Here is a 23761-nt window from a genome sequence, read left to right as displayed (position 1 = left end):
GAAATTGGCTGAAATTACAAAATTTGTCGTTGTAATTGTCCAATAATTTGTGGATTTTCTAAGGTAGAAATATCTTGTGAAATCACTTCATTTTTCGCAATAGAACGTAATAAACGACGCATAATTTTACCGGAACGTGTTTTTGGTAAGTTTTCGGCAAAACGAATATCTTCAGGACGCGCAATTTTACCAATTTCTTGCGATACCCATTGTTTGAGTTCTTCTGCGACTTGTTTCGCTTCATCATCATCAGGAATAGAGCGATTTAATACCACAAAGGCAACAATGGCTTCTCCCTTGATTTCATCAGGTTTACCAACCACCGCAGCTTCAGCCACTTTTTCATTTGCCACTAATGCGGATTCAATTTCCATAGTACCTAGGCGGTGTCCAGAAACGTTGAGTACGTCATCAGTACGTCCTAAGATCCAGAAATAACCATCTTCATCACGATGGGCTGAGTCGCCGGCAACATAATATTTACCACCTAATTCTTCAGGGAAATAGGTTTTCTTATAACGTTTGTCATCATTCCAGATAGTCCGCAGCATTGATGGGAATGGGCGTTTAATCACTAAAATACCACCGCTGCAATCAGTAATTTTTTGCCCGGTTTCATCAACAACATCTGCCATAATTCCCGGTTGCGGTAAGGTACAAGAACCCGGTTTTAATGCGGTAATGCCCGGTAGAGGAGATAACATAATCGAACCGGTTTCAGTTTGCCACCAAGTATCGACAATCGGGCAGCGTCCTTGACCGATCACATCATAGAGCCACATCCATGCAGCTGGGTTGATTGGTTCACCAACGCTACCTAATAAACGTAAAGAGGAGAGATCATATTTGCGTGGAATATGATCGCCAAAACGTGTTAAAGAGCGGACAAGAGTTGGTGAAGTATAGAACACATTGACTTTATGACGTTGGATAATCCGCCAGATACGTCCCGCATCAGGGTAGCTTGGCACGCCTTCGTAAATAACTTGAGTGGCGCCATTGGCTAATGGACCGTAGCAGACATAAGAGTGACCGGTGATCCAACCAACGTCAGCACTACACCAATAGACATCTTCTGGTTTATTGTCAAAGATATTGCGGAAAGTATTGATCGCACCTAATAAATAACCAGCGGTACTATGTACGATGCCTTTTGGTTTACCTGTTGAACCAGAAGTATAAAGAATAAAGAGTGGATCTTCTGCATCCATCCATTCTGGTTCACAGAAAGCAGGTTGATTTTTGGAGAGTTCGTGCCACCAGAGATCGCGTCCGTCTTTCCAAGGGGTATCAATATTTAAACGATAATAAACAATCACTTTTTCAATTGATTCGCAGCCCATTTCTAAAGCGCTATCAACCGTTTCTTTTAAAGGAATAATTTTTCCACCGCGTAAACCACCATTAGCGGTAATTACTATTTTTGCTTCAGCATCTTCAATACGGTCACGTAGCGCGCTGGCAGAGAAACCACCAAACACTACTGAGTGGATTGCACCAATACGGGCACAAGCTTGCATTGCGATAACAGCTTCGACAATCATTGGCATATAAATCACGACTCGATCGCCTTTTTTGATACCTTGTTCACGTAATGCATTAGCGAAGCGACAGACGCGATTATGTAATTGTTTATAAGTAAAGGTATTTACTTGACCGAAATCGGATTCAAAAATTAATGCGACTTTATCCCCTTTATCGGGTAAATGACGATCAAGACAGTTGTAGGAAGCATTGAGTTTACCGTCAATAAACCATTTATAAAAAGGGGCATTGCTGCCGTCAAAGATGGTCATAAATGGTTTTTTCCAACTGATGAGATCTCTGGCTAAGTCAGCCCAATAATGTAAATAATCTTGATCAGCAAAGTTCCAAAGTTGTTGATATTGTTCGTTATTACCGATATTGGCTTGTTGGCGGAATTCATCGCTTGGTGGGAAAATACGGTTTTCTTTTAAGATTGAATCTAATTGCTGCATAGGCATGATCTCCTTAGTGAGTATAAGCAAGCGATGCACTGCTCAACGAATCGCTAAAGTATTAACAACTTACAGAAAAGTTAAATAAGAAGCAATTTGTTGTTAATAAAATGTTGTAACACAGATCACAAAATGAATATTTTTTTATGAAAAAATAATTGATGTGATAAAAACGAAGAAAAAAGAGGAAAAACCACCTAGACCGCTGACAAACCTAAATTTTAGATAAGAAATAATTTAGCTCAAAATTTTATAATTGACTTTGTCAATAAACTGAGTAGGTAAACCTACCCTTTGTAAGTTAAACAAAAAGTAGGTTTAGAATAGGTGTTTATTGATGAGTATTACGATAATGATCAACCCAAATCGCAGTAGCACCACAGACAGCGACCGGCATTACAATAAAATTCAATAACGGAATAAAGGTACAACTCGCTACTAAGCTGCCAAAGGTAAGATTTAAAATTTTACGTTGTGCCAGTTGTTGTTTCATTACCGGAAAGCTGATTTTGTGGTTATCGAATGGATAGTCACAATACTGAATGGCAAGCAGCCACGCTGTAAATAGGAAAAAAATGACCGGAATTAATGTTTGTCCTATGAGCGGCACAAAGCCAAGTAAAAACAAGATGACGATACGTGGCAAGCTATACCAGAGTTTTTGCCATTCACGTTTAAACATTCGAGGCAAATCTTTGATAAAGTCGAGAATACCGTCGTCGTTAGAGGGTTTTCCTGTTAATAATAATTCTACTTTTTCCGCCAGTAAGCCATTAAATGGGGCGGCAATAAAACCTGCCAGTGTGGTAAAAATAAAGTAATAGACTAACAGGATCATAATGACCGCAAGCGTAGTCACAATATAGTTTAGCCAGCTTAACCAATCTGGCATAAAAGATAACATCCAGTTAGTAAGATCACCGATTTGTTGCATTAAGAGCCAAAAGACAAAACTTAATAACACGATATTTAAGATAATTGGCATCACGACAAAACGTTTTAAGCCTTTTTTAGTGATCAAATGCCAACCGAGAATAAAATAATCCCAGCCTTGTTTAATCTCAGTGTAATTCACTGTTTTCTCCTTTTAGGTTGATGATAAATATTGATGTAATTCAGGCAAAATATGTCTGGCATCAGCAATACCTAAATCATACATTGCTTGAATTTTTGTTAGATCCTTTTCAATACGTTTAATTGGTAATGTTTGTGACGGACGAATGACAAAAATCTCTTGCCGTTTATCCGCGGCAATTACTTGTTCCACCTTTTGATTATAATCGAGATAGCGTTGACTTAATTTTTCGACCAATTTCGGATATTGATGATAAAAAGCTTTGAACAAACAAGGGTGAACTTTTTTCTTACGATACTCTAAAGGTCGCGTTAAGATAACAATAATTTTGTCATAGCCTAATTGTTGGCATTTCGCGAGCGGAATGCTGTCAGCAATGCCGCCATCAAGATAGCGTTTGCCATTGATTTCCACAATGCGTGATACAAATGGCATTGCTGAGGTGGCACGCAATACTTCCATTTCTTTAAATGGCTGTTTTAATTTAATATATTCTGCTTCACCAGTATCGACATTGGTTAAAGTTGCATAAAAATCAATACCGGAATTGATAAAAGTCTGCTCATCAAAAGGATCGATATTGATTGGCAGATCGTAAAAGGCAAACTCTTTATTTACGATGTTGCCGGTGGTGAATAGGCTATGTAAGCTGATATAGCGTTTATCATTGAGATATTTGAGGTTATAACGTAAAACACGTCCTGGTTGATTTGAAGGGTAATTGACGCCGAATAATACACCAGCAGAAACCCCGACAATTCCATCAACTTTGATTTTTTCTTCAAGAAATACGTCTAATACACCGGCGGTGTATAAGCCACGCATTGCACCACCTTCTAAAACTAGTCCAACTTTCATTTATTTTCTCGCTAACATAAATCCGAAAAGATCTTATCTGTAACTTTGCTGAATGTCTATGCAGCTTTTTCAGAAACAATCCAGAAAAATATGGTAAGCTATGAGCCGTTTACGCTAAAATATTCAACATTATAGCTATAAAAAAATGGGTGAATGACAATGGATTTACAACAAATACTAATTCTGCTTGGCGTGCTTGCCTTAGGTATCTTAATTGGTCATGGCGTTTGGTCAAGTCGTCGGGAAAAAGCACAATTTGAGAAATCAGCACAGCAATTTGAGCGCCAACAAGTCCGTTCTCCTCATACACATCATTTTCAACAATCAGAGCAACCATATCCTCCACAAGCGCATCAAGGGATGTCGCAACAAACATCAGAGTATCCACCGCAAGCGCCACAATCTCAGCATCATTATGCGCCACAATCGCAATATGGTTATTCTCAGGCACAAGCGGAAGTGAGTCGAGAAGTTCCTCATTCAGTAGAACCAGAAATGCCATATCAAACGCATTTACCTTTAGAAGATGAAGTTTCATCACAAGCTCAAGTAGAAAGACGAGTAGAAAATATTAAAATTACGTTGCCTAATGCGACAGCACATTCGGCAAATGTGACTTCAGCGAATACTCGTCAGGTTGAATCCGTTGTAAGCTATGAAAAAGCACCAACTATGACCGAACAACCGCGTTATGCTGCGAGTTCAGCGGTAGAAATGCGTGCACAAGTACAAACAACACAAGCAGAAGTAGCTCCACAACATGAACCAGAAGCTTCAGCAGTAAAAGTAGAAACTAAGGTTCAAACAGTGGAAGAAAAAACTGCGGTAGTTGAAGAATCACCAGCTGCTACAACGAAGAAACCTGAATTTATTATGTTATATGTGGTAGCGCCAGAAAATCGTCAATTCTATGGCACACATATTAATGAAGTGTTGGAAGATCTTGGTTTTATTTTTGGTGAGTACAATATTTATCACCGCCACTTAGACGTTAATATGGTAAAAAGCCCAGTTATTTTTAGCGTAGCAAATATGGTGCAACCAGGGACTTTTGATCCAAATAATTTTGATAATTTTGCAACTATTGGTTTAACGTTATTTATGCGTTTACCGTCACCAGGCAATGATATTGTTAATTTCAGAATGTTATGTTGCGCAGCAGAAACACTAGCAGAAAAATTGAATGGCTTTATTTTAAATGATAAGCGTGAAATTTTTACTGATGAGCATCGTAGTGAATATTTACAATTATTGCGTTCATAATTAGATTTACTAGAAACAAAAATAGCACCGCGAGGTGCTATTTTCTTATGAAGAAAAAGTATTAAACAGATTCTAAATCGCCACAGAAACGATATCCTTCGCCATGGATAGTCGCAATAATTTCTGGGGTATCTGGATGATCTTCAAAATGTTTACGAATACGACGAATAGTAACATCAACAGTACGATCATTTGGTTTAAGATCACGACCAGTCATTTTCTTTAAAAGATCGTCACGAGTTTGAATTTTCCCTGGGTTTTCACAGAAATGTAACATAGCGCGGAATTCACTACGTGGTAATTTTTGTGCTACACCTTCAGGATTAATTAACGTACGGCTGTTGATATCTAATGTCCAACCATTGAATTGATATTTTTCGATATGTTTATGGTTGTTGGCATTTTTATCCATCATAGTACGTTGTAAAAGATTACGAGTACGAATGGTTAATTCGCGTGGGTTGAATGGTTTAGTAATATAATCATCAGCACCAATTTCCAAACCAAGAATACGATCAACTTCGTTATCACGTCCAGTGAGGAACATTAATGCGATATTATTTTGCTCGCGTAATTCACGAGCTAATAAAAGTCCATTTTTACCCGGAAGATTAATATCCATAATAACCAAATTGATTTTTTGAGCAGCGAGTTGTTGATTCATTTGAGCGCCATCAACTGCTTCAAATACACGATAACCTTCTGCTTCAAAAATATCTTTAAGCGTATTACGCGTAACTGCTTCGTCTTCGACAATCAGAATTTTAGGCGTCATTGCACTTATCCTTATACAAATAATTTAACAAAACTTTTATAAATCCACGAAAAAAACTGCCGGATATTTTAACGAGCAGAGAAGATAAGAACAACCACAAATGTTAAATTTGTTACATTATTGGGAAATTTTATGATCTAAGTCAGAAGTTACTCAAGTAATTAATTTTTGGCGTTTTATTTGCTTAAAACGCCAAAATAAGTAGGAGATGAAGTGAGGATTAATGTTCTCTGGTTTTGAAGAAGACAACGTCAGGATAACGTTCTTGCGTTAGATTCAAATTAACCATTGTTGGCGCGATATAAGTAAGATTATCGCCACCATCCAAAGCAAGATATTGTTCATTTTTGCGTTTAAATTCTTCAAATTTTTTCGCATCGCTACATTCTACCCAACGAGCAGTTGCTACATTGACAGTTTCGTAAATTGCTTCCACGTTATATTCCGTTTTTAGGCGCGAAACTACAACATCGAATTGGAGAATACCTACCGCACCAACAATTAAATCGTTATTAATTAAAGGACGGAAAACTTGTACTGCACCTTCTTCGGAAAGCTGCACTAATCCTTTCAATAATTGTTTTTGTTTGAGTGGATCTTTTAAGCGAATACGACGGAATAACTCTGGTGCGAAATTCGGAATACCTGTAAATTTCAACTCTTCTCCTTGGGTAAAGGTATCGCCGATCTGGATAGTACCATGGTTATGCAAACCGATAATATCTCCAGCAAAACTCTCTTCAACTTGACTACGGTCGCCAGCCATAAAGGTGAGTGCATCTGAAATCACGACATCTTTACCGATACGAATATGGCGAAGTTTCATTCCTTTTTCATATTTACCGGAAACGATGCGCAAAAAGGCAACGCGGTCGCGGTGTTTTGGATCCATATTGGCTTGGATTTTAAAGACGAAACCAGAAAAGTTTTCTTCAGTTGCGGCTACTGGGCGGATATCTGTTTGACGTGGTTGTGGTGCAGGCGCCCATTCAGTTAAACCGTCTAACATATGATCAACACCAAAGTTACCTAATGCGGTACCAAAAAAGACAGGTGTTAATTCCCCTTTCAGGAAGGCATCAAGCTCAAATTCATTACTTGCACCTTGAATTAACTCTAATTCATCACGTAATTGTTGCGCTAAATCATCGCCAACAGTATTATCAAGTTCTGGATTATTTAAACCTTTGATCGTGCGTACTTCTTGGATAGTGTGCCCTTGTCCTGTTTGATATAAATAGGTGATATCTTGATAAAGGTGATAAACCCCTTTGAATAATTTCCCACAACCAATCGGCCAAGTAATTGGCGCGCAATGGATTTTTAATACATTTTCCACTTCGTCCAATAATTCCATTGGATCACGAATATCGCGGTCGAGTTTATTCATAAAGGTTAAGATTGGTGTATCTCTTAAACGGGTAACTTCCATTAATTTAATGGTACGTTCCTCAACCCCTTTTGCTGCATCAATCACCATTAAGCAGCTATCAACTGCAGTTAAGGTACGATAGGTATCTTCTGAGAAGTCTTCGTGTCCGGGAGTATCTAATAAATTAACTAAGCAATCGTTATAAGGGAATTGCATCACAGAAGTGGTAATAGAAATTCCACGTTGCTTTTCCATTTCCATCCAGTCAGATTTTGCGTGTTGATTAGAACCACGACCTTTAACAGTTCCAGCAGTTTTGATCGCTTGTCCATATAATAAAACTTTTTCGGTAATTGTTGTTTTACCAGCATCAGGGTGAGAGATAATCGCAAAAGTTCTGCGTTTATTTACTTCATCAAGAAAAGTTTGAGTTGTCATAAAAATTAAGCAAATTCAAAAAATAGTATTGAGTTATAAATAACATTTCCCTCCATAAAGGGAGGGAAATGTAGGATAGGATTTAATGTGAAATTTATTTCACAGTGACTTTAGCAAATTTACGTTTACCAACTTGATATACGGCTGTAGAAGCGGCAACAACAAGTTTAGCGTCATCTAATTTTTCACCATCAATTTTAACGCCACCTTGTTTAATCATACGTAATGCTTCTGATGTTGAAGCAACTAAATTTGCTTCTTTTAATAAGTTAGCAATTGGTAATTCGCCTTCAAAAGTGAACTCTGGCATTTCATCAGGCATTGCCCCTTTTTGGAAACGCTCAATAAAGGTCTGTTCTGCGGCATCAGCAGCTGCTTGATCGTGGAAACGTTCAATTAATTCTTTTGCCAATAAAATTTTCACATCACGCGGATTGCGACCGTCAGCAACTTGCTGTTTTAAGTTGGCAATATCTTCTAATGAACGGAATGAAAGGAGGTCGTACCAACGCCACATTAGGTCGTCAGAAATCGACATCACTTTGCCAAACATTTCATCAGGTAATTCGGAAATACCGATGTAGTTACCTAATGATTTTGACATTTTTTTCTCGCCATCAAGACCTTCTAATAGCGGTAATGTCATTGCAACTTGTGGTTTTAAGCCTCGTGCTTTTTGTAATTCACGACCCACTAAAAGGTTGAATTTTTGGTCAGTACCACCTAATTCAACATCTGCTTCTAATGCAACTGAATCATAACCTTGTAATAATGGATAAATAAATTCGTGAATAGCAATAGATTGATGATTAGCAAAACGTTTTTTGAAATCATCACGTTCTAACATACGAGCGACAGTATATTGAGAAGCTAAACGGATCATCCCTTCAGTGCCAAGCTCACCTAACCATGAAGAATTAAACACAACGTGGGTTTTCTCAGGATCTAAGATTTTATAAATTTGTTGTTTATAGGTTTCTGCATTGCGCAAGACATCTTCACGAGTTAATGGTGGGCGAGTGCTATTTTTACCAGATGGATCACCAACCATACCAGTGAAATCACCAATTAAAAAGTAAACTTCATGACCAAGTTGTTGGAATTGACGTAATTTGTTTAAAACAACAGTGTGACCAAGGTGAATATCTGGCGCAGTCGGGTCAGCACCAAGTTTAATTTTTAAAGGACGATTTTCTTTAAGTTTTTCAATAAGATCTTCTTCAGATAGAACTTCATCAACACCTCGCTTGAGCTCAGCGAGTACTTTATTTATATCATTCATAATTAGTTCCTACATTAATCAAAGACAAAACCCCTTTCATTATAAGGATTATTCGTTAAATGGAAAGCAAGCAGCAGCGATTTACTGAATTTTATGCCTTGAATTTACAATCTAAGTGCAACAAATAAAAAAAGTGTTCATAAGGAAATCCGCTATAATTTATTTTTCGAAAAAATTAAGGACAAAAACTTATGAACACTTATCGCCATCTTACAATAGATGAGCGTGAAAAGATAATGATTTTTCACGCATTGGGACACACGATTAGCGCTATTGCCGTTACACTCAAACGACATAAATCCACGATTTCAAGAGAGTTAAAACGTTGCTCAAGGTGCTGCTATACTGCCCAGTGGGCTCAACAACGTTATCAGCAGAAACGAGCGAAGTGTAAGCCGAATAAGAAGCTAAAAAACGCCGCCCTCTTTGAGTTGGTAAAGCAGAAGTTCATTGTGGATAACTGGTCGCCCGAGCAGATTTCACAACGGTTAAAGCACGAGAACAGCCCATATCAAATTAGTTTTACGACAATCTATCGGGCGATAAATGACTGCCTGTTTGATAACGCGCGTAAAACCGCGAAACGCTATCTGCGTCATAAAGGCAAGCGGCGTCATCGTGCGAATAGTGTAGAAAAACGAGGCAAAATTATTATTAGCCACGAGTTAAACCAACGCCCACAGGAAGCCAATGAACGAAGTCGCTTGGGGGATTGGGAAGCGGATACGGTATCAGGGCAGTTTGGCAAAGCCTGCTTGCTGACGTTGAATGATAGACGCAGTCGCTTTCTAATTGCGACGAAGTTATCTTCAAAAAAAGCGGAAGACGTGGTTAAGGCGATGGAAACAGTATTGAGAAATCAACCCCTCAAGAGCATTACGCCCGATAGAGGAAAAGAATTTGCCAAACATCAGCAGGTGACATCAGCGCTTGAAGTTGAATTTTATTTTCCTCCGCCACATCAGCCTTGGCAGCGGGGAACAAATGAAAACGCTAATGGGTTATTGCGACAGTATTTTCCGAAAGGCATGGATATAACGCCCGTTTCAGAAGTGAAGATACAGGCGGCGGTCGATAAACTTAATTACCGACCACGCAAATGTTTAAATTGGAAGACACCTTATGAGGTCTATTTTGATAAAGTGTTGCACTTGGTTTGACAATTCAAGGCAAAAAAAAGCCTCTTTTGTGGGGAAGAGGCCAAAGTGTTGGAGTGATTATCAAAAATGTTATGGAAAGTATTATAAATGATAATGATTCTTGAAATCAATAAGAAAATTTTTAATTTTTCAGACCGCTGACAAACCCACCTTTCCAAAATCATTTGATAAAAGTGGGTTTGTTTTTTTTTACTTTGTCGCTTTTCTCTTGCTTTTCCTTTCAGATAACGGTGCAAGCGGTTATTTTCTCTGATTGTTTTACCCATACCTCAAACAAGCAAAATTGGCGCCATAAATAAGACAAAAAAGCCCATACTACCAGGGCAATTTTCTTGATATTTTGTGCCATTGCCGCAAGGAAGCATTGCATTTGCACGTTGGATAATCCTCTATAACGAGCATAGCGATGTCCGTGATGTTGTTTTGCCTCCGCAAAGCTGCGCTCTACGGTTTCAGCTCGGCGTTGGTAAAGTTTTCTGCCCTGCATCGATACTCTCACTGCATTGGCGTTATCCACAGCATCTTGGTAGATATGCCTGGTGATGAGGCGTTCGGCTTTTTGGTTTTGGGTACACTGTGAACGTAGTGGGCAAGTTTGGCAGTAGGTCGGGTTGGATTTGTAAGGGTGATAACCTTCTCGGGTGGTGGTGCTGTAAATAAGTGATTGCCCTGCGGGACAAGTGTAGCTGTCTTTGACTTCGACGGCTTTCTCACTCGCCTTTAACGGCTTTTTTCCTTTTGCTTCCCTCTCTTTTGCCACATCTTCGTTGAGCATAGCGATATATTGGCTCACTCGAACTGCTCGCTTTTCATTATGCTTTTTGTTTTTATTGGCACTGGCTTTCAAGTGGGTGCTGTCGGTAAACAGATATTTACCTCCCACCAAGCCTTTTTCTATCGTTTGCCAAACGATGTGGGTAAAAATACGCTCAAACACCGCCGTACCATTAAAACGGCGAAGACGGTTTTGGCTTAAGGTACTGGCATCTATCACTTTTTCCGTGAGGCTCATCCCCAAAAACCAACGGTAAGCTACGTTGACTTCAATCTTTTTTACCAACTGGCGTTCGCTTTTAATGCCAAAAAGATAGCCGAGTAACATTATCTTGAACAAACGAACTGGGTCAACTGCGGGGCGACCGTTGTCATGGCAATAGAGATGCACCACTTCATCACGAATGAATTCAAAATCGATGGCTTTAGCGACTTTACGGACAAGGTGGTCTTTCGGTACGAGTTGTTCGAGACTTATCATCTCGATTTCATATTGGAGAGAGAGGGAGTATTTTTGAGCATAGGCATTTCCTTTTTTCGATGTGCCTATTAGATCAAACCTCTAGAGGTATGTCTAGAGGTTTGCCAGGAGTCTGAGAAATTTTTAATTTTTTTCATTAAAAATCGACTTTCATGCCGAGTGTCACTGAACGACCAGGCAGTGGCGCAAGGTATTTAATCGGTGAATTATATGGTCGCGCATCTTGATTGAGTAAGTTTCGCCCATCTAAATACACCTCTAAGTTTTGCTTGCCAAGCGCATGGCTGTAGCTTAATAACGCATCAACTAGCGTATAAGCTGGCATTTCCGGCTCTTGTGAATTAATAAAATAATTGCCGCGATTTTTTTGCTTAAAGTAATAGGTGGCAGAGCTGCCAAATTTCCAATTGCCTTTTGCCCATTCTAAGCCAACCCCGATCCGATCGGTTGGCAACCCTGGCAAATAGTTGCCGGCATAACGAGAACGTTGCGTGTCTTTGTTGGTTGGTTTATTGATCACATGATCGCCGAATAAACGCACATTCCATTGATTATTGAAACGATCATACCAATTGTAAGCCGTTTCTAACTCAATGCCGTGCACAAGGTTATCATCTTGCCGCCAATAGCGAATTGGAATGCTGAAATTATAATCGCTGCCTTCACCTGAGCTGGAAAGGCTGAGATAGGTGTAGTCTTTAAATTTCATTTGATACCATGAAGCTGAGAGCGAAAAGCCTTGATTTTCATAGTTCAAACCGAACTCAAGGTGCGTTGATACTTCTTTATTTAAATTAGAATCGCCTAATTCCACCGCCCAAATCGCAAAATGCGTGTTGGAGGCATACAGCTCATTTGCCTCTGGCGCACGTTCAGTGCGTGTGTAGTTGGCAATCAACATAAAATTATCGGTTAGCTGCCAAGTAGCGCCAAGAAAACCATTTTTCAGCGCAAAATGGCGTGATTTGCCATAACCTTCTGCGCGATAGCGGCGAGATGGCGTGTAATTATTGAGATCAGCCTCATATTTCACATGCTCAAGGCGTCCGCCTGCTTCTAAAATAACGGGGCTTAAATCCAATCTTTCGATTAAAAACAGCGCATATTGATTGGAATTAACATGCGGCATATAGCGATCGGCACCGGATCCGGTAATTTTTTGATGCTTATATTCTGCGCCTAAACTGCCGTTGAGTTTCCAGAATTCATGTTCTGTGGTTAAACGCACATTTTGCGATTGATTTTTTAACTGGCTCGATAACACATCACCGATAAATTCACCATTGTGCGTATTAGCGGTGGACGCTTGCAATAGCGCTTTTGAAAGCCATTTTTTCTGCGTGTAGATCCCTGTATCAAGGGTAAATTTATTTTCATTTACGTTAATATTGATCGGGTTAAACGCATTGTTCACGCCTGTTTTGGTGCTTAACGATGCAAAACCTGGCACGCCATAATCGGTATTAAAATGCTTAAAGCCTAACCCCATATAGCCGTTATCAAAGAAATAGCTGGCGCCAACTGCCACCTGCTGCCGTTTCAAATGGCTATTCGGAATGCGCCCTTTTTGATTCGGCGTGCGATCTTCAATTGGCTGCGGCGTGCTAATGTAATACGAGCTGCCGGCAACATAGGCTGGATTTGCAGGGTTTTTGCTGCCAAGCGCATAATTGTATTCACGGTTGGTATAAGGCACATCTTCACTATCGCTTGGATCATAGCTGGCGTTGATATAGCGGAAATAGGCAGGATTTTCGACTTGTTTCATGGAGGCACGCACTTGGCATAAATTCGCTAAGGTGGAGTCAACGCCCGCATATTTGCCGGTGGTATAAATCATATTCGGATCGGTGCAGCCTTTAAATTTCGCATTGCCAGGGATGCGGTAATACGGAATATAGTAATTTGACGCATCAAGATGCCAAGCAAATTTTTTGCCTTTGCCGCCGTCTAGGCTAATAAATTGATTATTGCCGCTGTTATAACCCGTTTTAATTTCAGCGCTGCCTTTTAGCGCAGAATCAACCGGTTCTCGTGGAATGCGCCCATCATAAATATTGACCGAGCCGCCCACCGCGCGTCCGCCATATAAAATGGATGCGCCCGCTTTTTTGACTTCAATTGAACGAATTAAATTCGGCTGAATCGGTAACGGCAAATTCGGACTAATGCCCGATAAATCGGAAAGCGCTAAGTTGTTGCTTAACACCTGTACCCTTGAGCCTTGCAAACTGCGGATCACCGGCGTGCCGGTATTAGGCCCAAAATTGCTGCTTTGAATACCTGCAATTTTATCAATAGTACCGCCGAGCGTGTTCGCTTGCCATTGTTTTAATTTAAAGCCGTCTAACGTTTTGTTCATGCTGGTGCTGAGCAAAGCGCTTTCGTTTTGCATATTGCCAATCACCGAAATTTCATCTAATTCCATGCTGTCTGCATCGCTGGCAACGCTAAGATTAGTAAAGAGTAAGCTGAGTAAGAAAATAGACTTTTTCTTAATGCTTAAATGGGTGGAGTGCATCATCTGAATTACCTCTAATTAGCCCTTGGTAAAAAAAGATTTTGAAGTTAACGAAAATAGATTCTTTTGTAAATAATAATTCTTGTTTTCATTATAAAAGTTATTTGTGACAGTTGTGAATTTTTTACATGAAGATGTTAAGAAAGATGATTATTTATAGCTGTAAGCTATCTTTATCATAAGTATAAATTCGCGATTTCACGCGAAAAATTTCTTTTTTTTATACAATTTAATGATACAGTTAGAGCACTTGATTTCCTGCATAAAAATGCAGATGTAAGATTTTATTTTTGGGTAAGGTGGCTATGTTCTATAAGCATGTTACCTTGTGTTTAATTGCGAGCTGATTTTAAGGAATAGATTATGCTAATTGGTGTACCTAAAGAACTGCTCGATAAGGAATGTCGTGTGGCGGCAACGCCAAAAACCGTGCAACAAATTAAAAAACTCGGTTTTGATGTGATTATTGAGCAAAATGCTGGTTTTAGAGCAAGTTTTGAAGATCATGCTTTTGTAGAAGCAGGAGCAAAGATTGGGCAAACAGATGATGTATGGCAAGCAGATGTCATCTTGAAAGTAAATCCGCCTACAGATGAAGAAATTGCTAAGATTAAAGAGGGAGCTACGCTAATTAGCTTTCTTTGGCCTGCACAACGCCCTGATTTAATGCAAAAACTTTCTGCTAAGAAAATTAATGTATTGGCGATGGATGCAGTGCCACGTATTTCTCGTGCTCAATCATTAGATGCGTTAAGCTCGATGGCAAATATCGCTGGTTATCGTGCTGTAGTAGAAGCTGCTCATGAATTTGGTAGCTTTTTTACTGGGCAAATTACAGCAGCAGGTAAAGTACCACCAGCAAAAGTATTAGTAATTGGTGCTGGGGTAGCTGGATTAGCAGCAATTGGGGCAGCAAATAGTCTTGGAGCAATTGTACGTGCTTTTGACTCTCGTCCAGAAGTAAAAGAACAAGTGGAAAGTATGGGTGCTTCATTCCTTGAAATTAATTATCAGGAAGAAGGTGGTAGCGGTGATGGTTATGCGAAAGTCATGTCTGAAGAGTTTAACCGTCGTGCATTAGCTCTCTATGCAGAACAAGCAAAAGAAGTCGATATCATTATTACAACCGCATTGATTCCAGGTAAACCTGCGCCACGCTTAATTACTAAAGAAATGGTTGCAACAATGAAACCGGGTAGCGTGATTGTTGATCTTGCTGCGGCAACAGGTGGTAACTGTGAACTTTCTAAAGCAGATGAAGTGGTTATCACTGAAAATCAAGTGAAGATCATTGGCTATACTGATTTACCGAGCCGTTTACCAACACAATCATCACAACTTTATGGTACTAACTTAGTGAATTTACTCAAATTATTGTGTAAAGAGAAAGATGGTACTATCAATATTGATTTTGAAGATGTTGTGCAACGTGGTGTTACTGTTATTCGTGATGGCGAAATTACTTGGCCAGCACCACCAATTAAAGTTTCTGTACAGCCACAAAAACCAAAAGCAGCGAAACAAGAAGAACCAGCAGAAGAGAAGAAGGCAAATCCTACACGTAAGATCGGTTTAATTGCGACAGCAATTGTGTTGTATATGTGTATTGCTTCTGTAGCGCCAGCAGCGTTCCTATCACACTTTACCGTTTTCGTACTCTCTTGTGTGGTTGGGTATTATGTAGTTTGGAATGTAAGTCATGCGTTACATACACCGTTGATGGCAGTAACTAATGCAATTTCCGGTATTATTATTGTTGGAGCATTGTTACAAATTGGACATGGACATTTTCTTGTGAGTGTCTTGGCATTCATCGCTATTTTAGTCGCAAGCATCAATATTTTTGGTGGGTTTAAAGTAACTCAACGTATGTTGGCGATGTTTAGAAAAGGTTAAGGAGTATAGATCATGTCTGAAAGTTTTGTACATGCCGCCTATATTATTGCTGCGGTATTATTCATCATGAGTTTAGCGGGATTATCTAAACACGAAACCGCCAAAGCAGGTTGTTGGTATGGGATAGTTGGTATGGGGATTGCACTCTTTACTACGGTTTTTGGTCCGCATACCTATGGTCAAGTTTGGATCATCATCGCAATGATTGTTGGGGCAATTTTAGGTATCCGTAAAGCGTTAAAAGTTGAAATGACTGAAATGCCAGAATTAGTGGCATTATTGCATAGCTTTGTAGGGTTAGCAGCGGTATTAGTTGGTTTTAATAGTTATCTTTCACATCAAGTAACCGATCCAACTTTAGTCAATATTCATAATATTGAAGTCTTCTTAGGCGTATTTATCGGTGCCGTAACCTTCACAGGTTCAATTGTGGCATTTGGTAAATTGCGAGGCATTTTTAATTCTAAAGCATTGATGTTACCGCATCGCCATAAATTGAATTTATTAGCATTAGTCGTTTCATTCTTATTAATGTTAGTGTTCTTAAATTCACCCTCATTATTCCCACTAGTATTAATGACCATTATTGCATTAGTGTTTGGTTGGCATCTTGTTGCTTCAATCGGTGGAGCAGATATGCCAGTAGTAGTGTCAATGTTGAACTCTTATTCTGGTTGGGCAGCAGCGGCAGCGGGCTTTATGTTAAGCAATGACTTGTTGATTGTAACTGGTGCATTGGTTGGTTCTTCAGGGGCAATCTTGTCTTATATTATGTGTCGTGCGATGAACCGTTCATTTATTAGTGTAATTGCTGGCGGTTTCGGTAATGATGTTGTTGCTTCAAGTGATGCTGAACAGGGAGAACATCGTGAGATCAAAGCAGAAGAAGTGGCTGAAATGTTGAAGAATGCAAGTTCTGTCATCATTACTCCAGGATATGGTATGGCAGTGGCTCAAGCGCAATATCCAGTGGCTGAAATTACGCAAAAATTGCGTGAAAAAGGGGTAAATGTACGTTTTGGTATTCACCCAGTTGCTGGTCGTTTACCGGGACATATGAACGTATTATTGGCTGAAGCGAAAGTGCCTTATGACATCGTATTAGAAATGGATGAAATCAATGATGATTTCGCTGATACCGATGTAGTATTGGTCATTGGTGCAAATGATACAGTAAACCCAGCAGCACAAGATGATCCAAACAGCCCAATTGCGGGTATGCCAGTGTTAGAAGTTTGGAAGGCGCAAAATGTTATAGTGTTCAAACGTTCAATGAATACTGGTTATGCTGGAGTACAGAATCCATTGTTCTTTAAAGAAAATACCCAAATGTTATTTGGTGACGCAAAAGAGAGCGTGGACAATATCTTAAAAGCATTAAACTAAGTTAGATTAAGGGCTGCTGATGCAGCCCTTAGTTATCAGTATATGGTTTAATCTCAGCGAGAATTTAGCTTTCTGACTTTTTCTTGCTAATAAAATGTGATACAACTATGGTCCTTTTTGAGTGTTTAATTTAGGGAAGACAATGTCAAACTTACAACAAATTATTGAAGAAGCGTTTGAAAGACGCGCAGAAATTACCCCAACTACAGTTGATGCGGCAACAAAGGCTGCTGTTGAACAAGTTATTTTGGATTTAGACAGTGGTAAACGCCGTGTTGCAGAAAAAGTTAATGGTGAATGGGTTGTTAACCAGTGGCTGAAAAAAGCAGTATTACTCTCTTTCCGTATTAATGACAATCAGGTAATGGAAAGTTGTGAAACTAAATATTATGACAAAGTGCCAATGAAATTTGCGGATTACGACGAAGCACGCTTTAAACAAGAGGGTTTTCGTGTTGTTCCTCCGGCAGCCGTTCGTCAAGGTGCATTTATTGCTAAGAATACAGTGTTGATGCCATCTTATGTCAATATCGGTGCTTACGTAGATGAAGGTACTATGGTGGATACTTGGGCAACTGTTGGCTCTTGTGCACAAATTGGTAAAAATGTGCATTTGTCTGGTGGAGTAGGAATTGGTGGTGTTTTAGAACCATTACAAGCCAATCCAACCATTATTGAAGATAATTGTTTTATTGGCGCACGTTCAGAAATTGTTGAAGGTGTGATTGTTGAAGAAGGATCAGTGATCTCAATGGGCGTGTTTATCGGTCAAAGTACAAAAATTTATGATCGTGAAACAGGAGAAATTCATTATGGTCGTGTACCTGCTGGTTCAGTCGTTGTTTCTGGCAGCTTACCAAGTAAAGATGGTACTCATAGCCTTTATTGTGCAGTGATCGTGAAAAAAGTTGATGCTAAGACACGCGGAAAAGTGGGTATCAATGAATTATTAAGAACAATTGATGAATAATATTATTTGATTGTTTGGTATTCAGCCTATTTTTATCTGAAAAATAGGCTGTTTTTTTAGATCGTACAAAATCGTGTATGATAAATAGGGTATTTAAGTTTTAAAAAGGAGATTTCATAATGAAAAAGACACTATTAGCAACTTTAGTTTTAACTACATCTTTAGCATTAACAGGTTGTTTTGATAAAGAAACTGTTACTAATGCAGCAACAGAAACTAAGGCTGCAGCAGCTGAAGTAAAAGATGCAGCAGCAGAAAAAGTTGATGCAGCGAAAGAAGCTACTGCAGAGAAAGTTGATGCAGCGAAAGAAGCTACTGCAGAGAAAGTTGATGCAGCGAAAGAAGCTACTGCAGAGAAAGTAGATCAAGCAAAAGAAGCGGCAGCAGAAAAAGTTGATGCTGCAAAAGAAGCTGTTGCAGAGAAAGTAGATCAAGCAAAAGAAGCAGTAGCTGAAGCGAAAGATGCGGCAGCAGAAAAAGTTGATGCTGCAAAAGAAGCTGTTGCAGAGAAAGTAGATCAAGCGAAAGAAGCAGTAGCTGAAGCGAAAGATGCAGCAGCAGAAAAAGTTGATGCAGCAAAAGAAGCTACTGCAGAGAAAGTAGATCAAGCAAAAGAAGCCGCGACTGAAGCGAAAGATGCAGCAGCAAGCAAAGTAGAAGAAGCATCAAAAGCAGTTGCTGATAAAGCTGAAGAATTAAAAAGCGAAACTAAATAATTAACAGCTTATTAATTATTTAATCAAGATTATTACTGATTAGATTCTTTTTTATCTTGAGAAACCTCATGTTATTGGCATGAGGTTTTCTTTTTCTCAAAAAAACATATTTCTCTATTTATTTGAGAATTATTCTCATCTAAATAAACGCGCATTTATTGATAGATATGTAAGAAAAAGAGATAAAAATAAGATAGAGATTAATAAAATTATAAAAATAGTAAAATCCATCAAAAAGGCTTTGACTAATATTTGCCTTTTTTGGTATGTTCAAATCCTTCTAATAAATAATAAAACAATAAACACAACATTTAAGGAATCTATTATGCTTTATAACAAAGATGAGGTTCGGGAGAACTGTGGTTTTGGCTTAATAGCACATCTTGATGGTGAGCAGAGTCATAAAGTTGTGCGTACAGCTATTTTGGGATTATCAAGAATGCAACATCGTGGAGCGGTATTGTCAGATGGTAAAACAGGTGATGGCTGTGGTTTGCATTTACAAATGCCAAAACGTTTTTTCCATTTTATTGCCGAAGAACAAGGTTTTAAATTAAACAAAAATTTTGGTGTGGGGCAAATTTTCTTTCCAACAGATCCAGCATTAATTGAACAATATAGTGCCATCATTAAAGAAGAATTAACTAAAGAAACATTGACCATTACAGCATGGCGTGATGTTGAGATTAATCCATCTGTTTTAGGATCAATTGCAGCTGCAAGTTTACCAGCAATTAAACAAGTTTTTGTTAATGTGCCTGCTGGATGGGGTATCAAGGATATGGAACGTCGTCTATTTATGGCGCGTCGTCGTATCGAAAATCGTATTGATCACCCAGATTTCTATATTTGTAGTTTTTCTAGCCAAATTATTATTTATAAAGGCTTATGTATTCCTAAAGATTTACCTAAATTCTATTTAGATTTAGCAGATTTGCGGATGGAAAGTGGTATTTGTTTATTCCACCAACGTTTCTCAACTAATACGTTACCAAAATGGAAATTAGCGCAACCATTCCGCTATTTAGCACATAATGGAGAAATTAATACCATTTCAGGTAACAGAGCATGGGCAAGAGCGCGTGCTTATAAATATCACACCCCATTAATTCCTGATTTACAAACTATTGCGCCTTTTGTGAATGAAACAGGTTCTGACTCTAGTTCTTTGGATAATATGCTGGAATTATTTGTTAATGGTGGTATGGATTTATTCCGAGCAATGCGTTTACTTATTCCACCTGCATGGCAGCATAATCCTGATATGGATGATGATTTACGTGCATTCTATGACTTTAACTCAATGCACATGGAACCTTGGGACGGTCCGGCTGGTATCGTATTGAGTGATGGTCGTCATGTAGCTTGTAACCTTGACCGTAATGGGCTTCGTCCAGCACGTTATGTAATTACGCAAGATAAATTAATTACTATTGCCAGTGAAGTGGGTATCTGGGACTATGCTCCTGATGAAGTGATTGAAAAAGGACGTATCGGACCTGGTGAGTTATTAGTAATTGATACTGAGCATGGTAAATTAATTCATTCACAAGAAATTGATAAAGAGCTCAAAGAGCGTCACCCATATCGTGAATGGTTAAATCGCAATGTGCATCGTTTAGTACCATTTGAGAATGTACCAGATGATCAAGTGGGAGAGGCGGAGTTTGATGCACAAGAATTATTAACCTATCAAAAACAATTCGCTTACGACAAAGAAGAGTTGGAAAGTATCTTACGAGTATTAGGGGAAAATGGACAGGAAGCTGTTGGCTCAATGGGAGATGATACACCTTTTGCGGTGTTATCAACTCGTCCACGTGTGATTTATGACTATTTCCGCCAATATTTTGCGCAAGTTACTAACCCGCCAATTGACCCATTACGTGAAGCACATGTAATGAGTTTAAATACTAGTATTGGTCAGGAAATGAGTGTCTTCTTTGAAACAGAAGGGATGTCACACCGCGTTAATTTTAAATCGCCGGTATTGCTGTACTCTGATATGCAGCAATTATTAAACTTGCCACAAGAATACTATAAACATGAAATTCTTGATGCGACTTATGATCCGCAACAAATGACGTTGAAAGAAGCGATTGCTGATATTGCAAAACAAGCGGAACAAGCGGCACGTAATGGCGCGGTATTAGTGGTTTTATCTGACCGTCAAATTTCACCACAACGTATTCCAATTCCAGCAGCATTATCTGTTGGCGCAGTACAGCAACGTTTGGTAGAGAAAAATTTACGTTGTGACTCGAATATTATTGTTGAAACAGGTTCGGCTCGTAACCCACACCATTTTGCGGTACTACTTGGTTTAGGGGCAACGGCGGTTTATCCATATCTTGCTTATGAAAGCTTAAGTGAAATGGTGGCAAGTGGTGCAATTCAAAAACCATTACGTACGGTATTACTGAATTTCCGCAAAGGTATTGATAAAGGGTTATACAAAATTATCTCAAAAATGGGAATTTCAACCATTTCATCTTATCGTTGTGCGCATTTGTTTGAGGCGGTTGGTTTTAATCAAGAAATTGTGGAACTCTGCTTTAAACGTATTACTTGCCGTATTGAAGGTGCATCATTTGCTGATTTGGATCAGGACATGCAGCAATTACAACGTCAAGCATGGCGTGCAAGTCAGGCATTACCGACAGGCGGTTTCCTCAAATATAAACCGGATGGTGAGTACCATGCTTATAATCCAGACGTGGTGAATTATTTACAACAAGCGGTAAATAGTGGCGATTATCAGATTTATCAAAAATATGCAGATACAGTCAATAATCGTCCGATTGCGACAATTCGCGATATGTTGAAATTGAATTTAGATCAGCAGAAAGCAATTTCAATTGAAAAAGTAGAACCAGCAGAAAATCTGTATAAACGTTTTGATACTGCTGCAATGAGTATTGGTGCGTTAAGTCCAGAAGCTCACGAAGCCTTAGCAACTGCAATGAACCGTTTAGGTGGCTACTCTAACTCTGGTGAAGGTGGAGAAGATCCTCGTCGTTACGGTACAGAAAAAGTATCACGCATTAAACAAGTTGCTTCAGGACGTTTTGGAGTAACACCTGCTTATTTGATGAGTGCAGACGTAATTCAAATCAAAGTGGCGCAAGGAGCGAAACCGGGTGAAGGTGGTCAATTACCGGGTGATAAAGTAACGCCATATATTGCGCAACTTCGTTATGCGGTTCCAGGTTCAACCTTAATTTCACCACCACCGCATCACGATATTTACTCTATTGAGGATTTAGCACAATTAATTTTCGATCTTAAACAGATCAACCCACGTGCTTTAATCTCAGTGAAATTAGTGTCTTTACCAGGTGTTGGCACGATTGCGACAGGTGTAGCGAAAGCATACGCTGATTTAATCACCATTGCTGGTTATGATGGGGGTACAGGAGCAAGTCCGCTCTCTAGCGTGAAATATGCAGGTTCTCCTTGGGAATTAGGTTTAGCCGAAGCACAACAAGCATTGGTTGAAAATAACCTTCGTCATAAAGTTCGTTTACAAGTCGATGGTGGGTTAAAAACTGGCTTAGATGTTATCAAGGCGGCGATTTTAGGGGCTGAGAGTTTTGGTTTTGGTACAGGACCAATGGTGGCTTTAGGTTGTCGTTATTTAAGAATTTGTCATTTAAATAACTGTGCAACTGGTATTGCAACACAAGATGAAAAACTCAGAAATGAGCACTATCACGGCTTACCAGAAAAAGCGATGAATTATTTTAAATTTATTGCACAAGATGTTCGTGAATGGTTGGCAAAATTAGGTGTAGAGAAATTAACTGATCTGATTGGTAGAACCGATTTATTAAGTGTCATTGAAGGACAAACGGCAAAACAACGTGGTTTAGATCTGACAAAATTATTATATGCACCGAAAGTGCCAGCTGGCAGTGCAAGATATTGTACGCAAAGCAATCCACCAATGGATAAAGGTTTATTGAATAAGGCGATATTACAAGAAGTGGGTGATGCGTTTGATTATAACGATGAACAACACTTAGATTTAACCTTTGATGTCAATAATACTGATCGTTCTGTTGGGGCAACCTTGTCAGGTATGATTGCGAATAAATATGGCAATAATGGTCATGCTCGTAAGAAAGTGGATATCCGCTTGAACGGTACAGTTGGACAAAGTTTTGGAGTTTGGTTAGCTGGTGGCGTGAATTTATATCTCACTGGTGATGCGAATGACTACGTTGGTAAAGGTATGGCTGGCGGTAAGATCGTTATTCGTCCGCACACTGGGGTAAGTTTCCAACCAGAATATTCTACAATTGCGGGCAATACCTGTTTATATGGTGCAACTGGCGGTAGTTTATTTGCTTCTGGTCGTGTTGGTGAACGTTTTGCGGTACGTAACTCTGGCGCAACTGCGGTAGTAGAAGGTATCGGTGATAATGGTTGTGAATATATGACCGGCGGTGTAGTTTGTGTTTTAGGTAAAACCGGGATCAATTTTGGTGCAGGGATGACTGGCGGTTTCGCTTATGTTCTTGATACAGATGGTAAATTCCGTACAAGAATCAATCCAGAATTAGTGGAAGGATTAGCGATAACTGATTTACCAACTCACCAAGAGCATTTACGTGGTTTGTTGATGCGTCATTATGATGAAACGCACAGTCCTTTAGCAGAACGTATTTTGAATAATTGGGCTGATTATGCCGATAAATTCGTATTGGTGAAACCAAAAGCGAATGATCTGAATGCGTTATTAGGACATCAACGCCGTACAGTAAATGAACTCGGTGTGGTAACACAATAATTTTCCATCGCCTTAGTTTTTAA

General features: G+C 39.2%; 15 protein-coding genes. 7 read left to right on the top strand and 8 right to left on the bottom strand.

Annotated features, from left to right (window positions below; translation table 11 throughout):
• Positions 1–14 precede the first annotated feature (14 nt).
• From acs to NYR30_RS08950, 3 genes are all read right to left on the bottom strand, one after another.
• Positions 15–1979 carry an acetate--CoA ligase gene (gene acs, locus NYR30_RS08960; RefSeq protein ID WP_302500633.1) on the bottom strand — a complete coding sequence of 655 codons (1965 nt, stop codon included), beginning with the start codon at positions 1977–1979 and terminating at the stop codon, positions 15–17.
• Positions 1980–2310: 331 nt separating this feature from the next.
• Positions 2311–3054 (bottom strand): sulfate transporter CysZ, encoded by a 744-nt coding sequence (cysZ, locus tag NYR30_RS08955; RefSeq protein ID WP_066111086.1) that lies wholly within the window; start codon positions 3052–3054, stop codon positions 2311–2313.
• 12 nt (positions 3055–3066) lie between these two features.
• A complete protein-coding gene (locus NYR30_RS08950) occupies positions 3067–3912 on the bottom strand; it encodes a patatin-like phospholipase family protein (protein WP_302500630.1) in 846 nt (281 codons plus the stop codon).
• Positions 3913–4071: 159 nt separating this feature from the next.
• Between NYR30_RS08950 and zipA the strand changes: the two genes are divergently transcribed.
• On the top strand, positions 4072–5175 hold the full coding sequence (gene zipA, locus NYR30_RS08945) for a cell division protein ZipA (RefSeq protein ID WP_302500627.1): 1104 nt from the start codon (positions 4072–4074) through the stop codon (positions 5173–5175).
• Between the two features lie 61 nt (positions 5176–5236).
• On the opposite strand, the gene arcA is transcribed toward zipA, so the two are convergent.
• The 3 genes from arcA to tyrS form a co-directional block, all read right to left on the bottom strand.
• Positions 5237–5950: a two-component system response regulator ArcA gene (gene arcA / locus NYR30_RS08940; RefSeq protein ID WP_066109712.1), complete on the bottom strand. Its 714-nt coding sequence runs from the start codon at positions 5948–5950 to the stop codon at positions 5237–5239.
• Positions 5951–6170: 220 nt separating this feature from the next.
• Positions 6171–7760 carry a peptide chain release factor 3 gene (prfC, locus tag NYR30_RS08935; protein WP_302500623.1) on the bottom strand — a complete coding sequence of 530 codons (1590 nt, stop codon included), beginning with the start codon at positions 7758–7760 and terminating at the stop codon, positions 6171–6173.
• 94 nt (positions 7761–7854) lie between these two features.
• The gene (tyrS, locus tag NYR30_RS08930) at positions 7855–9042 is read right to left on the bottom strand and encodes a tyrosine--tRNA ligase (RefSeq protein ID WP_302500621.1); all 1188 of its coding nucleotides are present in this window, start codon (positions 9040–9042) and stop codon (positions 7855–7857) included.
• Positions 9043–9233: 191 nt separating this feature from the next.
• Between tyrS and NYR30_RS08925 the strand changes: the two genes are divergently transcribed.
• Entirely contained in the window at positions 9234–10202 is a 969-nt protein-coding gene (locus tag NYR30_RS08925) for an IS30 family transposase (RefSeq protein WP_302500619.1), read from the top strand.
• A 220-nt stretch (positions 10203–10422) separates the two neighbouring features.
• Here NYR30_RS08925 and NYR30_RS08920 read toward each other — a convergent pair whose 3' ends face one another.
• Both NYR30_RS08920 and NYR30_RS08915 read right to left on the bottom strand, forming a co-directional pair.
• Positions 10423–11457 (bottom strand): transposase, encoded by a 1035-nt coding sequence (locus NYR30_RS08920; protein WP_302500616.1) that lies wholly within the window; start codon positions 11455–11457, stop codon positions 10423–10425.
• Positions 11458–11593: 136 nt separating this feature from the next.
• Complete coding sequence (locus tag NYR30_RS08915; protein ID WP_302500614.1) at positions 11594–13981, bottom strand: TonB-dependent receptor; 2388 nt, start codon at positions 13979–13981, stop codon at positions 11594–11596.
• 360 nt (positions 13982–14341) lie between these two features.
• Here NYR30_RS08915 and pntA point away from each other — a divergent pair, with 360 nt between their 5' ends.
• The 5 genes from pntA (at position 14342) to gltB (ending at position 23738) form a co-directional block, all read left to right on the top strand.
• Positions 14342–15874, top strand: a complete 1533-nt coding sequence (gene pntA / locus NYR30_RS08910; RefSeq protein ID WP_302500610.1) for a Re/Si-specific NAD(P)(+) transhydrogenase subunit alpha — start codon at positions 14342–14344, stop codon at positions 15872–15874.
• Positions 15875–15886: 12 nt separating this feature from the next.
• Positions 15887–17260, top strand: a complete 1374-nt coding sequence (pntB, locus tag NYR30_RS08905) for a Re/Si-specific NAD(P)(+) transhydrogenase subunit beta (protein ID WP_302500608.1) — start codon at positions 15887–15889, stop codon at positions 17258–17260.
• A 142-nt stretch (positions 17261–17402) separates the two neighbouring features.
• Positions 17403–18230 (top strand): 2,3,4,5-tetrahydropyridine-2,6-dicarboxylate N-succinyltransferase, encoded by an 828-nt coding sequence (dapD, locus tag NYR30_RS08900; RefSeq protein ID WP_066111069.1) that lies wholly within the window; start codon positions 17403–17405, stop codon positions 18228–18230.
• A gap of 119 nt (positions 18231–18349) precedes the next feature.
• Positions 18350–18946: a hypothetical protein gene (locus NYR30_RS08895; protein ID WP_302500605.1), complete on the top strand. Its 597-nt coding sequence runs from the start codon at positions 18350–18352 to the stop codon at positions 18944–18946.
• Between the two features lie 325 nt (positions 18947–19271).
• Positions 19272–23738, top strand: coding sequence for a glutamate synthase large subunit (gene gltB, locus NYR30_RS08890; protein WP_066111063.1), 4467 nt, complete (start codon positions 19272–19274; stop codon positions 23736–23738).
• Positions 23739–23761: the final 23 nt, after the last annotated feature.

Source organism: Gallibacterium salpingitidis (assembly GCF_030517105.1).
GTDB lineage: Bacteria > Pseudomonadota > Gammaproteobacteria > Enterobacterales > Pasteurellaceae > Gallibacterium > Gallibacterium salpingitidis.
This window is presented reverse-complemented; position numbering and strand designations above follow the sequence as displayed.